Genomic DNA, 13170 nt, shown 5'->3' with positions numbered 1-13170 from the left:
TCAGCGCACGACGCCCGTCTCGTAGGCGAGGATGACGAGCTGCACGCGGTCGCGTGCGCCGAGCTTCTGCAGCAGCCGCCCGACGTGCGTCTTCACCGTCGACGGGGCGAGGAAGAAGCGCTCGGCGAGCTCGTCGTTCGTCAGCCCCTCGGCGATCGCGACGAAGACCTCGCGCTCGCGCGGGGTGAGCGCGTCGAGGGCGTCGCCGGATGGCCGCGGCTCGGATGCGGCCGCGAACCGCTCGAGCATGCGCCGCGTCGTGCTCGGGGCGAGCGCCGCGTCGCCCGCGTGCACGGCGCGGATGGCCGCGAGCAGGTCGGCGGGGAGGGCGTCCTTCAGCAGGAACCCGCTCGCCCCCGCCCGGATGGCCGCGAGCGCGTACTCGTCGAGGTCGAACGTCGTCAGCACGAGCACGCGCGGCCGCTCGCCGACCGCGGCGATGCGCTCGGTGGCCGCGATGCCGTCGATGTTCGGCATCCGCACGTCCATGAGCAGCACGTCGACGTCGCCGCGCGCGACGAGCGCGATCGCCCCCGCCCCGTCGTCGGCCTCCCCGACCACCTCGACGTCGTCCTGCGCATCCAGGACCATCCGCAGCCCCAGCCGCACGAGCTGCTGGTCGTCGGCGATGCCGACCCTGATCCTGTCGGTCATGCGCCGTCCTCTCCCATGTCCGCGAGCTCGGCCCGCAGCAGCCATCCGCCCTCCGCTGTCGCTCCCGCCTCGACGGCGCCCGCGTACAGCGCCGCCCGCTCCCGCAGGCCGACGATGCCCGTGCCGCGCCCGGCGGGTGCCGCCGTGGGGCGCCCGCCCGCGCTGTTGGCCACCTCCACGACGACGCGACCTCCCCCGCGGAACACCGAGGTCTCGACGCGCCGCGCACCGGGCGCGTGCCGGAGCACGTTCGTGAGCCCCTCCTGCATGATGCGGAAGACCGTGAGGGCGAGCGCCCCGTCCGCGATCGCGGGTCCGGATCGGGTGAGGCGCACGGGCAGCCCCGCCTCGCGGAACCGCTCGGCGAGCACATCCAGGTCGGCGTCGCCCGGCTGCGGCGCGAGCTCCGCCCCGTCGTCGGGCGAGCGCAGCACGGCGAGCAGCCGCCGCATCTCGGCGAGCGACGAGCGGCCGGTCTCGGCCACCGTGCGCATGGCGTCCGGCGACGGCCGCCCCGCCTCGGCCTGCGCCGCGGCACCCTCCGACAGGGTGATCATGACCGTGAGGCTGTGCGAGACGATGTCGTGCATCTCGCGCGCGATCCGTGCCCGCTCGTCGGCCACGGCGAGCTGCGCGCGCTGGTCGCGTTCGCGGGCGAGGTCGGCCGCACGCGCGACGAGGGCGTCGATGTACCGTCGGCGGTTGCCGACCGAGAGGCCGAGCAGCGTCGGGACGAGGTACATGACGGCGTTCGGCAGCGGCGCGGATGCGTCGCCCCACAGCTCGCTCGCGATCGTGCCCTCGACGAGCGACACGACCGTCGCGACGCCGGAGGCGACCACCGTGGCGGCCGTCGCGGCCGCGAAGCCGAGCCACGTGCGCCGGGTCGTGCTGTGCACGCCGAGCGCGTACAGCGCGACGAAGACCGCGACGCCGCCGCCCATCGCGAAGGGCATCGGCAGCACGGCGAGCGCACCGCAGACGACGGCGGCGAGGAGCGGCCGGCGCCTCCTCAGGAGCAGCATGACGGTGCCGACGGCGAGGCATCCCGCCGTCCCCGCGACGGTCCACGGCTCGAGCGCGTAGTCCTCGGGGATGGCCGCCGCGAGCAGCAGGATGAGTGCGGCCGGCGCGATCTGGCAGGCGAAGACGACCGCGGCGTCGACGAGGCGCGGGTGCCCCTCGAGCCATCGCCGCACGATGCCCGGCGCGCGGGGAAGCGCGAGATCGGGGTCGCTCATCCTCCGCTCCCGATGTGCTCGGCTCGGAGGCTGTGCACAGCGCAGGAGATCACGCGGCCCACCCGGAGCGGAAGCGGGTTCAGGGCCCGATCCGGCGAGGATCTCCTGCGATGTGCTCGGGGCATGGGTGCGAGCCTACGCGGGAGGCCCCCGACCCCCGAGAGACGTCTCCGGGGTCGGGGGCAGGCGGATGAGGGCCGCGTCACGCGTCGCGACGGCTGAGCACGGCCATGCCCGCGACGAGCGCCGCGGCCGGCCAGGCGATCGCGACGACCGCATCGCGCACGACCTCGCCCGTGATCTCGGCGTGGGCGGTGGAGAACACCTCGCCGGCCGAGCCCAGCAGGTACTCCGCCACGGTCGGCGCCCACTCGAAGGGGAGGGTGAGGAGCACCGTCGGGATCATGAGGAGGAAGACGAGCACGAGCGTCACCGACCAGGTCTCCGACCTCAGCAGCACGGCCATTCCGAGCGAGAACACCCCGACGAGGGCCACGAAGAAGGCGGCGCCCGCGATCGGCAGCGCGATCTGCGTCAGCGCATCGTCGAAGGGCACCTCGGCGCCCGCGGCGGCCGAGACCGCGACGACGCCCGCGAACGAGACCGCGAGTGCCGCGAGCGACCAGGCGAACGACGCGACGCCCACGACGACGGCCTTCGCGCCGATGGTGGCGGCGCGCCGCGGCGCGGCGGCGAGCTGGGTGCGCAGCGATCCGGTCGCGTGCTCCTTGGCGAACACGCTCACCCCGACCAGCACGGCGACGATCTGGGCGACGGCCGCGCCGTTGAGAGTCATCGTGAGGGCGGGAGGCGCCATCCCCTCCGCCGCATCGGTGAGCGCGAGCATCATCGCGGTGAGCCCGACGGAGGCGAGGACGACGAGCGCCGAGCCGACGATGAGGGTGACGATGCTGCCGCGGAGGCTCGAAAGGGCGATCCACTCGGCGCGGACGAGGTGCGCGAAGGTGAGGCGGGGAGCGCCCACGGAGGGCGCGAGGCGGCGCGGGGCCGCGGTGGCGGTGGACATGGGTTCTCCGTTCAGGCCGCGACGGCGGCCGGGTCGCTGCGGTACTCGACGGCGTCGCCCGTGAGGGCGAGGTAGGCGTCCTCGAGCGAGCCGCGGAGGGGGACGAGCTCGTGCACGTCGATGTCGGCGCCGACCGCGACGCGCGTGATGCGCGCGGCCGGGAGCCCCTCGACCTCGAGGGTGTCCGACGACGTCTGCGTGAGCGTCACGCCGTCGCCGGCGAGCAGGGAGCCGAGGTGCCGGGCGTCCGATGCCCGCACGCGCGTGCGCTCGCGACCCGAGCCCTGCAGGAAGTCGCCGACGGGGGCGTCGGCGAGGATGCGCCCCTTGCCGAGCACGATGATGTGGTCGGCGGTCTGCGCCATCTCGCTCATGAGATGCGAGGAGAGGAACACAGCACGCCCTTCGGCGGCGAGAGAGCGCACGAATCCGCGCACCCAGTGCACCCCCTCGGGGTCGAGGCCGTTGACGGGTTCGTCGAGGATGAGCGTGTGCGGGTCGCCGAGCATCGTCGCGGCGATGCCGAGCCTCTGGTGCATGCCGAGCGAGAAGCCGCCGACGCGCTTGCGGGCGACGCCCGTGATGCCCGTGAGCTCCATGACCTCGTCGACGCGCGCTCGGCCGATGCCGTGCGTCGCGGCGAGCAGGCGCAGATGCGCCTCGGCGGTGCGGCCGGGATGGACGGCCTTCGCATCCAGGAGCGCCCCGACCTCCGTGAGCGGCGCGGAGTGCTCCGCGAACGGACGGCCGTTCACCGTGACCGTGCCCGCGTCCGGCCGGTCGAGGCCGACGACCATCCGCATCGTGGTGGACTTTCCGGCGCCGTTGGGGCCGAGGAAGCCCGTGACGCGGCCGGGGCGCACCTCGAAGGTGATGCCGTCGACCGCCGTCTTGGCGCCGAAGCGCTTCGTGAGGTTCTCTGCCGTGATCATGTCTCCGACGCTACCGAGCGGACGGCCGTGCCCGCGTCGGCGTCGAGGCTGATCCTCGGGGGTGGATGTCGTGCCGCGGTACTACGCCGTCAGCCAGATGACCTCGTCCGCGCCATCGGGGAGGACGACGGGCGCGCCGTCGAGCAGGATGCCGTCGGCCGTGACGGCGAGCGTGCGGCCCACGTCGACACCGGCCTCCTCGATGGCGCACAGGAGGTCGGGGTCGCGGTCGCGCACGCGCAGCACTCGGCCCGCGTGCCCCGCGGGCGCGTCGGCGAGCAACACGAACGGCTCGCGCTCCGCACGGCCGTCGGCGTCGGGGATCCGGTCGCCGTGCGGGTCGTGCGACGGCCGGCCCAGGTGGTCGTCGATGCGCTCGAGCAGCCGGTCGCTCAGGGCGTGCTCGAGCACCTCCGCCTCGTCGTGCACCTCGTGCCATCCGTAGCCCATCTCGCGCACGAGCCACGTCTCGATGAGCCGGTGGCGGCGGACGATGCCCACAGCGCGGCGGCGCCCCTCGTCGGTGAGCCGCACGGCGCCGTACGGCACGTGCGAGACGAGTCCTGCCGCGGCGAGCTTCTTGACCATCTCGGTCACACTCGACGGCGCGACGCCGAGCTTGCCGGCGAGCACCGACGGCGTGATCGGGTCGTCCTGCCACTCGGTGTGCGAGTAGACCGTCTTCAGGTAGTCGTCGGCTGCGGGGGAGGCCACGCCCCCACCCTACGCGGCGGCGTGGCTGGACCGGTCCGGGGCACAATGGGCGGATGGCAGAGGCGAGACGCCCCACGATCCGCGACGTCGCGGCGGCCGCCGGCGTGTCGAAGTCGCTCGTCTCGCTGCATTACTCCGGGGGAGGGGTGAGCGAGGAGCGCAGGGCGCGCATCGTCGAGGCGGCGGAGCGGCTCGGCTTCCGCCCGAACCTCACGGCGCGCGCGCTGTCCGCCTCCGACGGCGGATTCACGGGAGTGCTCGTCGCAGACCTCGGGCACTCCGTCTTCGCGGAGGTCGTCGACGCCGCCCGCGCCGCCCTCGCCCGCTCCGGACGCGCGGCGCTGCTCACCTCGGCGATGCTGCCCGACGCCGACGGCGTGCCCCGTCTCGACGAGCGCGCGCTCGCGATCTTCGGCGACCTGCGGCCGCGGAGCGTGCTCGTCGTCGGCTCGATCCCCGACCTCGCGGCCCTCGCCGGGCTCGTTTCCGGCACGCCGATCGTCGTGGCGAGCGCGGCCTCGGAGGGGGCCGACGTCGCGGCGACAGTCCGCTCCGACGACGTCGCGGGCATCCGGATGGCCGTGGACCACCTCGTCTCGCGCGGGCATCGCCGCATCGCCCACATCGGGGGCCGCGGCGGCGCGGTCGCGACGCGGCGGGCGGAGGCCTTCGCCGCCGCCCTCTCCGCGCACGGCCTGGAGGCGCAGGTCGCGCCGTCCGACTTCACGGAGGAGGGCGGGCACGCCGCCGCACGGTCGCTCCTGGCCGAGGGTCGGCAGGCGCCGACAGCCGTCGTCGCGGCCAATGACCTCGCCGCCGTGGGGGCGCTCGCCGCGGCGACTGCGACGGGCGCCGCCCTCGCCGTCACGGGGTACGACGACTCGCGGATCGCACGGCTGCCGCAGGTATCGCTCACGAGCGTCGACCCGCGCAACGCCGAGATCGGCGCGGCGGCCGCGGAGCGGATCCTCGCGGTGGAGGCCGGCACGGAGCCGCCCGCCGAGACGCTCGTGGCGCCCCGGCTCGTCGTGAGGAGCACGACGCCGCCGGCGTGAGGGAGCCATGTCTTGACAAAGGGGGAGAGCGCTCCTAGTCTGGACCGGTCCAGAGAAGGATCCGGAGACCACGGAGGTCCGTCATGACCGCTTCCCCCGCCCGAGAGATCGGCGTCGGCCTCGTCAGCGTCGGCTGGATGGGCCAGCTGCACAGCCGCGCCTACACGCGGCTCCCGCACGTCTATCCCGAGCTCGGGCTGCGGCCCCGCCTCGTGCGCGCCGCCGACACCGCGGAGGCGGGTCGTGCGTACGCGACCGACGTGCTCGGCTACGAGGGGGCGACGGCCGACTACCGCGAGGTGCTCGCCGACCCCGACGTGGACGTCGTCTCGATCTGCGCCCCCAACTTCCTGCACGCCGAGGTCGGCATCGCCGCCGCCCGCGCGGGCAAGCACTTCTGGATCGAGAAGCCGGTCGGCCGTGGAGCCCACGAGACCGCGGCCATCCGGGACGCGGCGATCGCCGCGGGGGTCGCGACGACGATCGGCTTCAACTACCGCCAGCCGCCGGCCATCCGCAAGGCGCGGCAGCTCATCGCCGAGGGCGCTCTGGGGCGCATCACCAACGTGCGCGGGCGCTTCTTCGGCGGCTTCAGCTCCGACCCGCAGTCGCCGAGGGCCTGGCGCTTCGTCCGCGAGACGAGCGGGTCGGGCGTGCTGGGCGACCTCATGGGCCACCTCGTCGACCTCGTGCACTTCCTGCTCGGCCCCATCGGCTCGGTCACCGCGACGACGGGCACGTTCATCACCGAGCGGCCGGGGCTGCCGGGGTCTCCCGACGCCGGCCGGATGCTGCCCGTCGAGAACGACGACTACGCCAACATGCTGCTGCGCTTCGACGACTCGGCGTTCGCCGCCGGTGCACTCGGCACCCTCGACGCGTCGTGGATCGCCGTCGGCCCGCAGGCCGAGTACGCCATCGAGATCTTCGGCACCGAGGGCTCGCTGCGCTGGGACTTCGAGCGCCTCAACGAGCTGGAGGTGGCGATCCGCCGTCCCGGCGAGAGCGTCGGCTACGCGCGGCTCATGGCCGACGCGTCGTTCCCGGAGTTCTCGCGCTTCCAGCCCGGCCCCGGCACCTCGATGGGCTACGACGATCTCAAGGTCATCGAGGCGCGCGGATTCCTGCTCGCCGCGACGGGATCCGCCTCCGGTACCTCGACCATCCACGACGCGCTCGCATCGGCGCAGGTGCTCACGGCCGCCGAGGAGTCCGCGGCATCGGGCCTTTGGGTGGCGACGCCCGTCGTGGAAGGGCACACCGCCCACGTGCGATGACGCGGGGCCGATTCTCCGTATCATGTAGTAGACACAGTGTCTGTTGTGTGAAACGAGACGAGAATCGAGGATGATCCATGTCCGACTCCACTGCCCCCGTGATCGCCATCTCCGGCGGAGCGAGCGGGATCGGCCTGGCCACGGCGAGACTCCTCGCCGCGCAGGGCGATCGCGTCGCGGTGCTGGACCTCGACGGAGACAAGAGCGCGGCCGCGGCGGCGGCCCTGCCGGGCCGCGGCCATATCGGCATCGGGACGGACGTCACCTCCACCCCGTCCGTCGAGGCCGCGTTCGCCGCGATCGGCGAGCGCGCGGGGCGGCTCGACGGCGTCGTCGCCGCAGCGGGGATCGTCGATCCCGCCCCCTCCGCGACGGCGAGCGACGAGAGCCTGCAGCGCCTCATCGACATCCACCTGATGGGCGCGATCCGGATGGCGCGGGCGGCTCACCCCGCTCTGGTGGAGTCCGAGCGCGGTGCGATCGTCTGCCTGTCGTCGATGGGGGCGCGCCTCGGGGTCGCGGAGCGCCTCGGCTACAACGTCGCGAAGACCGGCGTCGAGGGCATGGTGCGCACGCTGGCCGTGGAGTGGGCGGGCGCGGGCATCCGGGTCAACGCCGTCGCGCCCGCCTGGGTGCGCACGCCCGCGATCGCCGGGCTGATCGACTCGGGCTTCCTCGATCCCGCACCCGTCGAGGCGCGCACGCCGATGGCCCGCTTCGCCGAGCCCGATGAGATCGGACGCGTGATCGCGTTCCTGCTCTCGCCCGCCGCGTCCTACATCACGGGCCAGTCGATCGCGGTGGACGGCGGGATGACCATCCAGTTCCCGCTTCCGAAGTAGGTGTGGGCCCACGAGGGGCGCGGCCCGAAGGCCGCGCCCCTCGTGGGTCATGCGGCGGGTCGGGCCACCGACCTGGCGATCTCGTCGCACACGGCGACGGCGCGACGGGCGAGCCGCGGAACGAGGCGCTCGAGGATGATCCCGGCGAAGTGCGCCGTCTCGCGGTGGGCGGCCAGGTGCCCGGGAGAGCGCCAGCCCTCGATGAGCACGACGCGGTCGGGGGCGTCCTGGGGTGCGAGCACGATGAAGTACTCGCAGCCCTCCTCCGCGATCGTCGCCACGCGGGCGGGCTCGAGGATCTCGAGTACGGCGTCGCGATCGCCCGGGGCGCAGTCGTAGGAGGCGAGGGTCGTCACCGTCACTGGGCGCGCCTCGTCTGCGTCCGCGCCGCCCAGCCGTCGACGCGCTCCAGGTCGAGCTCGAACGCGAGCCCTGGCGCGGTGGGGCGCGCGAGCACGCCGTCCTCGACGTCTCGGAAGACCGAGCCGGTGGTCAGCTTGAACGAGGTCTCGAACGGACGATCCTCGGGGAACGCCTCGACGTAGGGGACAGCGTCGGAGGCGTAGCTGAGGTGCTGATGCACATACGGGTGCGCGTGGCCGGAGACGGGGATGCCGGCCTGGCGCGCGGCTCCGATGACGTCCAACGCGGGCTGGAGGCCGCCGAGCGTCGTCGCGTCGATGCGCAGGACGTCCACGGCGCGCTCTCGAATGAGGGCGAGCAGCGCCTGCGGGTCCGTCACGTCGTCGCCTGATCCGATCGGAACGGGGGATGACTCCGTGAGCGGACCGAGGAGATCGAGCCTGTCGTGGGGGAAGGGATCCTCGAGCCAGGCGAGGTCGAACTCCGCGAGGTGTCTCGCCATCCGCTGGGCGCTGCGCAGCTCGTGCCACGAGCCGTTGACGTCGACCACGAGCTCGAGAGGACCGCGCTGTCCCTCTCGGATGAGCCTCAGCCGTTCGAACAGCTGCCGGGGATCGGCGTAGCCCGCCGCCTCGAGCTTGATCGCGGTGTATCCCTCCTCGGCGCGGGCGAGGAGGCGATCGGCGAACCCGCGATCGCTCTCGCCCGGGAGCTCGTAGCCCTCGACAAGGAGGACGGGGGCCGTCTCCGGCCCCCCGCCGAGCAGCTGCCACAGCGGCGCACCGAGTCGCCTCCCCCTGATGTCCCACAGGGCGAGGTCGACGAGCGAGCGGGCCTGCGCGAGCATGCCGGTCTGGTCGGCGAAGGCGTGCGCGCCGCGCGAGCGGGTCTGGAAGCCCGCGACATCCATCGCGTCGAAGCCGAGGATGCTCGGGCCGAGCATCTCCTGCGCCACGACGTCGAGCGGGGCGCCCCTGCTGAGACCGATCGCGCTGCCGCTGATGCCGTCGTCGGTCGTCAGCCGCACGACGACGCAGTCACGGTGCGTGATGGTGTTCCACTTGAAGCGGATCGGGTGGTCGAGCGGCACGCGGCTCCACCATGTCGTCATCTCGGCGATCGTCGCCATCCGGCACTCCCTCGTGTGTTTGCGAACGTGAGCAGAAATTATCACCTATTGCACAAGACGTCCATTGTGTGCAAATATCTCTCCTGTCTCGGGACTGACTCGCCTCTCGCGACGGTCTCGAGAGGCAGGCAGCGACGGTCGCTCAATCAAAGGACGTGGATATGAAGTTGGATTCGCATCACCGCGAACTCGGGAACGTCGAGGGCCGCACGGCGCTCGTGACGGGCGCGTCGAGCGGCATGGGAGCCGCCATCGCGCAGATGCTCGTGAGCAAGGGGGCTCGTGTCCATGCCGTCGCGCGCCGCGAGGAGGAGCTCCGCTCCGTCGGCGGGGAGCACGTCGCCTCCGGCCGCTTCGTGCCGCACACGCTCGACGTCTCCGATCGCGACGCCGTGCAGGATCTCCTCGATCGGCTCGCCGACAGCGACCCGATCGACACGCTTGTGATCGCCGCGGGCCGCAACATCAACCCGCGGACCTTCGGCGACGTGTCCCTCGACGCATGGGACGATCTGATCGACGTCAACCTCAACGGCGCGTTCTACTTCCTCCGCGGAGCCCTGCCCCAGCTGCGGGCGAACGCGGGCGACGCCGTGCTCATCTCGAGCGTCGCGGCCCTGTGGCCCGATCACTCCGGTGCGGCCTATCAGGCGTCGAAGGCCGGCATGATCGGCCTCGCACGCGGCGCCGCCCGCGATGAGCACGCCGCGGGGGTGCGGATCACGAGCATCCTCCCCGGCGTCGTGAACACGCCCATCCTGGACAAGCGCCCCGTTCCGCCGCCCGCGGAGATGCGCCGATGGTTCATCCAGCCGGACGACGTCGCGCAGGCCACCCTCGCGGCGATCACGATCCCCGGGCGCACGACGGTGTCGGAGATCACGCTGACGGCGACCCGCCTGCAGTCGATCGGCAACACCCAGCAGGCCACCCCCGTCCTCCCCGACGGCCTCGTCTGACACACCTTCCACCGCGCCCCCTCGGACGGGGGCGCACCCACCGCCTCAAAGGAGAGGTCTCATGGTCGACACTTCCACCGAGAACATCACGGCGCCGACACGGCCGCAGATCATGCGCACGACGATCGCGGGAACGCTCGGCACGACGCTCGAGTACTACGACTACGTCATCTACGGTCTCGCGACCGCCCTGATCTTCAACCAGCTGTTCTTCTCGAACCTGCCTCCGGCGATGGGGTTCATCGCCGGATTCGCGACCTACGCGGTCGGGTTCATCGTCCGTCCGATCGGCGGCATCATCCTCGGGGCGATCGGCGACCGGATCGGGCGCAAGATCATCATGGTGCTCACGATCGTCCTGATGGGCATCGCGACGTTCGCGATCGGGCTGCTGCCGACGTACGAGCAGGTCGGTGTGCTCGCGCCGATCCTGCTGATCGTCTGCCGCCTGCTGCAGGGCTTCGCGACGGGGGCGGAGCTCGCGAGCTCTTCGTCGCTCATGGTCGAGTCGGCGCCGCGTGCGCACCGGGGGTTCGTCGGCTCGTTCGTCTCGTTCGGCACGAACACCGGCAATCTGCTCGCCACGTGCGTCTGGTTGCTGATCTCCATGCTGCCGGAGGAGCAGCTGCTCAGCTGGGGATGGCGTCTGCCGTTCGTCGGATCGATCGTCCTCACCTTCCTTGGCCTGTGGATCCGGCGCGGGGTCAGGGAGAGCCACGTCTTCGAATCGGTGGCCGAGCGCCAGCGCTCGGTGAAGATGAGCCAGGTCTACCGGAACTTCTTCACCTCGGGATGGCGCGCGTTCCTCATCTGCTTCGGCCTGCGCATCGGCGAGGGCGGCACGAGCGCGCTCTACCAGGTCTTCCTCGTCGGCTACATCGCCACGCTTCCGGGGCAGTCCGGCTCGATGGGCCCGACGGCGCTCCTGATCGCCTCGGTCTTCGGCCTCGTCACCATCCCGCTGATCGGGATCCTGTCCGACAAGGTCGGTCGACGGCGCGTGTTCATCATCCTCGCGACGATCCAGCTCCTGTTCGCGTTCCCGGGCGTCATGCTGATCTCCACGGGCAACCCCGCCGCCATCATCGTCGCCTTCCTGATCGCCTCCGGCATCTGCGTGCAGGGTCTGTATGCGACGGAGTCGGCCTACATGGTCGAGATGTTCGGGCTCCGGCACCGGCTCACGGGCGTGACGGCGTCGAAGGAGCTCGGCGGCCTGGCAGGCGCCGGCATCGCCCCGCTCGTGATCGCCGCCGTGCTCGCGGCGGTCGGTCACTGGTGGGTCATCGGGGCGTACATCGCGGTGCTCGCGGGGATCGGCCTCGTGGCGGCGATCATCAGCCCCGAGGTGCGGGGCCGCAACCTCACCGTCGACGAAGACGCGATCTGACACCCGGCGGGGCGGAGCGAGCGGCTCTCCGCTCGCTCCGCCCCGGCCGCATCCGGCCGATCGGATTCAGCCTGCTGCGCTCCGGTGGCGCTCCCCGAGCGCCGCGGCCGCCGCGCGCACCTCGTCCGCGAGTTCATGCCGCCTCGTGCGGAACTCCTCGGCGACTCCGGCGAGCGACAGGCAGCCGACCAGCTGCCCCCCTGCGCCGAAGATCGGGGCGGCGATCGCTCCGATTCCGATCGTGACGTCCTCGTCGGAGAGCGCGTACCCGCGCTCCCGCGTCGCCGCGGCGTCGGCGCGGAGATCGGCGGGATCGGTCAGCGTCTGCGGCGTGTAGGAGACGTGCCCTGCTCGGCCCGCCCAGGCATCGCCATCCGGCTCGAACGCGAGGAACGCACGGCCAGCGGCGCCCGCGTTGAGCGGGAGCGCCCGGCCGGGCTTCAGCATCAGCACGCCGACGCCCCTGCCCTGCTCCCAGTCGATGCACACCGCGTCGTCGCCACGCCGTACCGTGAGGTAGGCGGTCTGGCGGGTGCGCCCCACGACGTCGACGAGCACCTCATGGCCGCCCCTCCACTCCGTCATGGCGGCGCGGGCGCTGTCGGCGAGTCGCATCAGCGAGCGATCCAGCCTCGCGCCCGCGTCTGCGGTGGGCTCCGTGAAGCCGATGGCCGCCAGGCCGTCGAGCAGCCGGTAGACGCTGGGGCGGGGGATTCCCAGCTGCTCGGCCAACTCTGCCGGACCGAGCGCGCCCTCCTCGGCGAGGAGCTCGACCACCGCTGCGGCGTTCTGGAGCACCCTGATCGGCCTGCGCGCGCTCATGCGTCGCCCTTCTCGTGGCCCAGAGCGCGGCTGGCGGCCTCAGCCGCACCGACGACGGCGGAGGCCACGGCCGCCTCGCGATCGAGCACGAGGGCGCGGACCCCGCCGGCGGAGACGGCTCCCTCCAGCTCGCCCCTGTGATTGAAGACCGGTGCGCCGATGGATGCGATCCCGGTCGTCACGTCGTTGTCCGAGATGCTGTATCCGCGGGCTCGCGTCTCCGCGACATCCGCTGCGGCGGCGCGGCGCGCGTGCGGGTCGGGGATCGACTGGAGAACGAGCTCGCGCTCTCCCTCCGGGAGGTAGGCGAGCAGCGCACGGGGCGCTGCTCCTGTCGTGAGCGGCAGGAAGTCGCCGACGCGCATGGCGAGCGAGCGCACGTCCCGGCCGTCGAGTCGCTCGATGCAGACGGCGACGTCGCCCCGTCTGACGCACAGGTAGCTCGTGAGGCCGAGGCTCGCACGCAGCGCCCTCAGCCCGGGCATGCTGGCCTCGCGCACGTCGAGGCGGTCCTCGATCATGCCGGCGATGCGCACGAGGCCGACGCCGAGGCGGAAGCGCCCGCGCCGGGGAGCGTTGTCGACCCATCCGATGAGGGTGAGGTTCGCAAGCAGACGATACGTCGAGCTCACCGGCTCGCCCGTCTCATCGGCGATCTGCGCCGCCGTGAGCTCGCCCGCACGATCGAGCGCGCGCACGACGGCGGACGCCTTCTCGAGCATCTCGAGTCCGGTCGCATCGGCAGCCATGGCCCGATCTTCTCAT

At 72.6% G+C, this 13170-nt stretch carries 14 protein-coding genes; 5 read left to right on the top strand and 9 right to left on the bottom strand.

Annotated features, from left to right (window positions below):
• The 5 genes from ABD998_RS07560 to ABD998_RS07540 all read right to left on the bottom strand — a co-directional run bounded on the left by ABD998_RS07560 (window position 1) and on the right by ABD998_RS07540 (window position 4568).
• Window positions 1-654, bottom strand: coding sequence for a response regulator transcription factor (locus tag ABD998_RS07560; protein ID WP_345437645.1), 654 nt, complete (start codon window positions 652-654; stop codon window positions 1-3).
• Window positions 651-1895, bottom strand: a complete 1245-nt coding sequence (locus ABD998_RS07555; RefSeq protein ID WP_345437643.1) for a sensor histidine kinase — start codon at window positions 1893-1895, stop codon at window positions 651-653. Before ABD998_RS07555 ends, ABD998_RS07560 begins: the two co-directional genes overlap by 4 nt.
• 202 nt (window positions 1896-2097) lie before the next feature.
• Entirely contained in the window at window positions 2098-2922 is an 825-nt protein-coding gene (locus tag ABD998_RS07550; RefSeq protein WP_345437641.1) for a hypothetical protein, read from the bottom strand.
• An 11-nt stretch (window positions 2923-2933) separates the two neighbouring features.
• Window positions 2934-3854 carry an ABC transporter ATP-binding protein gene (locus tag ABD998_RS07545; RefSeq protein ID WP_345437638.1) on the bottom strand — a complete coding sequence of 307 codons (921 nt, stop codon included), beginning with the start codon at window positions 3852-3854 and terminating at the stop codon, window positions 2934-2936.
• 81 nt (window positions 3855-3935) lie between these two features.
• On the bottom strand, window positions 3936-4568 hold the full coding sequence (locus ABD998_RS07540) for a metal-dependent transcriptional regulator (protein ID WP_345437636.1): 633 nt from the start codon (window positions 4566-4568) through the stop codon (window positions 3936-3938).
• Window positions 4569-4621: 53 nt separating this feature from the next.
• Here ABD998_RS07540 and ABD998_RS07535 point away from each other — a divergent pair, with 53 nt between their 5' ends.
• The 3 genes from ABD998_RS07535 to ABD998_RS07525 all read left to right on the top strand — a co-directional run bounded on the left by ABD998_RS07535 (window position 4622) and on the right by ABD998_RS07525 (window position 7742).
• Window positions 4622-5623: a LacI family DNA-binding transcriptional regulator gene (locus ABD998_RS07535; RefSeq protein WP_345437633.1), complete on the top strand. Its 1002-nt coding sequence runs from the start codon at window positions 4622-4624 to the stop codon at window positions 5621-5623.
• Between the two features lie 83 nt (window positions 5624-5706).
• Complete coding sequence (locus ABD998_RS07530; RefSeq protein WP_345437631.1) at window positions 5707-6900, top strand: Gfo/Idh/MocA family protein; 1194 nt, start codon at window positions 5707-5709, stop codon at window positions 6898-6900.
• Between the two features lie 77 nt (window positions 6901-6977).
• Window positions 6978-7742: an SDR family NAD(P)-dependent oxidoreductase gene (locus ABD998_RS07525; protein ID WP_345437629.1), complete on the top strand. Its 765-nt coding sequence runs from the start codon at window positions 6978-6980 to the stop codon at window positions 7740-7742.
• 47 nt (window positions 7743-7789) lie between these two features.
• Here ABD998_RS07525 and ABD998_RS07520 read toward each other — a convergent pair whose 3' ends face one another.
• Both ABD998_RS07520 and ABD998_RS07515 read right to left on the bottom strand, forming a co-directional pair.
• Window positions 7790-8104 (bottom strand): putative quinol monooxygenase, encoded by a 315-nt coding sequence (locus tag ABD998_RS07520; protein WP_345437627.1) that lies wholly within the window; start codon window positions 8102-8104, stop codon window positions 7790-7792.
• Complete coding sequence (locus tag ABD998_RS07515; protein WP_345437625.1) at window positions 8101-9234, bottom strand: mandelate racemase/muconate lactonizing enzyme family protein; 1134 nt, start codon at window positions 9232-9234, stop codon at window positions 8101-8103. The genes ABD998_RS07520 and ABD998_RS07515 overlap by 4 nt, the downstream gene beginning before the upstream one ends.
• 161 nt (window positions 9235-9395) lie before the next feature.
• Between ABD998_RS07515 and ABD998_RS07510 the strand changes: the two genes are divergently transcribed.
• Together ABD998_RS07510 and ABD998_RS07505 are read left to right on the top strand one after the other, a co-directional pair.
• Window positions 9396-10193 carry an SDR family oxidoreductase gene (locus ABD998_RS07510; protein WP_345437623.1) on the top strand — a complete coding sequence of 266 codons (798 nt, stop codon included), beginning with the start codon at window positions 9396-9398 and terminating at the stop codon, window positions 10191-10193.
• 61 nt (window positions 10194-10254) lie between these two features.
• Window positions 10255-11583: an MFS transporter gene (locus ABD998_RS07505; protein WP_345437621.1), complete on the top strand. Its 1329-nt coding sequence runs from the start codon at window positions 10255-10257 to the stop codon at window positions 11581-11583.
• Window positions 11584-11649: 66 nt separating this feature from the next.
• Here ABD998_RS07505 and ABD998_RS07500 read toward each other — a convergent pair whose 3' ends face one another.
• Together ABD998_RS07500 and ABD998_RS07495 are read right to left on the bottom strand one after the other, a co-directional pair.
• Entirely contained in the window at window positions 11650-12405 is a 756-nt protein-coding gene (locus ABD998_RS07500; RefSeq protein ID WP_345437619.1) for an IclR family transcriptional regulator, read from the bottom strand.
• The gene (locus ABD998_RS07495; protein WP_345437617.1) at window positions 12402-13154 is read right to left on the bottom strand and encodes an IclR family transcriptional regulator; all 753 of its coding nucleotides are present in this window, start codon (window positions 13152-13154) and stop codon (window positions 12402-12404) included. Before ABD998_RS07495 ends, ABD998_RS07500 begins: the two co-directional genes overlap by 4 nt.
• Between the last annotated feature and the right edge of the window lie 16 nt (window positions 13155-13170).

This window comes from Microbacterium gilvum (genome assembly GCF_039543865.1).
Lineage (GTDB): Bacteria > Actinomycetota > Actinomycetes > Actinomycetales > Microbacteriaceae > Microbacterium > Microbacterium gilvum.
This window is presented reverse-complemented; position numbering and strand designations above follow the sequence as displayed.

Excerpts from the sequence above, each read along its gene's own strand:
- ABD998_RS07555 (WP_345437643.1), bottom strand. The coding sequence starts at position 1,895 with ATGAGCGACCCCGATCTCGCGCTTCCCCGCGCGCCGGGCATCGTGCGG.
- ABD998_RS07505 (WP_345437621.1), top strand. The coding sequence starts at position 10,255 with ATGGTCGACACTTCCACCGAGAACATCACGGCGCCGACACGGCCGCAG.
- ABD998_RS07560 (WP_345437645.1), bottom strand. The coding sequence starts at position 654 with ATGACCGACAGGATCAGGGTCGGCATCGCCGACGACCAGCAGCTCGTG.
- ABD998_RS07530 (WP_345437631.1), top strand. The coding sequence starts at position 5,707 with ATGACCGCTTCCCCCGCCCGAGAGATCGGCGTCGGCCTCGTCAGCGTC.
- ABD998_RS07535 (WP_345437633.1), top strand. The coding sequence starts at position 4,622 with ATGGCAGAGGCGAGACGCCCCACGATCCGCGACGTCGCGGCGGCCGCC.
- ABD998_RS07545 (WP_345437638.1), bottom strand. The coding sequence starts at position 3,854 with ATGATCACGGCAGAGAACCTCACGAAGCGCTTCGGCGCCAAGACGGCG.
- ABD998_RS07550 (WP_345437641.1), bottom strand. The coding sequence starts at position 2,922 with ATGTCCACCGCCACCGCGGCCCCGCGCCGCCTCGCGCCCTCCGTGGGC.
- ABD998_RS07510 (WP_345437623.1), top strand. The coding sequence starts at position 9,396 with ATGAAGTTGGATTCGCATCACCGCGAACTCGGGAACGTCGAGGGCCGC.
- ABD998_RS07515 (WP_345437625.1), bottom strand. The coding sequence starts at position 9,234 with ATGGCGACGATCGCCGAGATGACGACATGGTGGAGCCGCGTGCCGCTC.
- ABD998_RS07495 (WP_345437617.1), bottom strand. The coding sequence starts at position 13,154 with ATGGCTGCCGATGCGACCGGACTCGAGATGCTCGAGAAGGCGTCCGCC.
- ABD998_RS07525 (WP_345437629.1), top strand. The coding sequence starts at position 6,978 with ATGTCCGACTCCACTGCCCCCGTGATCGCCATCTCCGGCGGAGCGAGC.
- ABD998_RS07500 (WP_345437619.1), bottom strand. The coding sequence starts at position 12,405 with ATGAGCGCGCGCAGGCCGATCAGGGTGCTCCAGAACGCCGCAGCGGTG.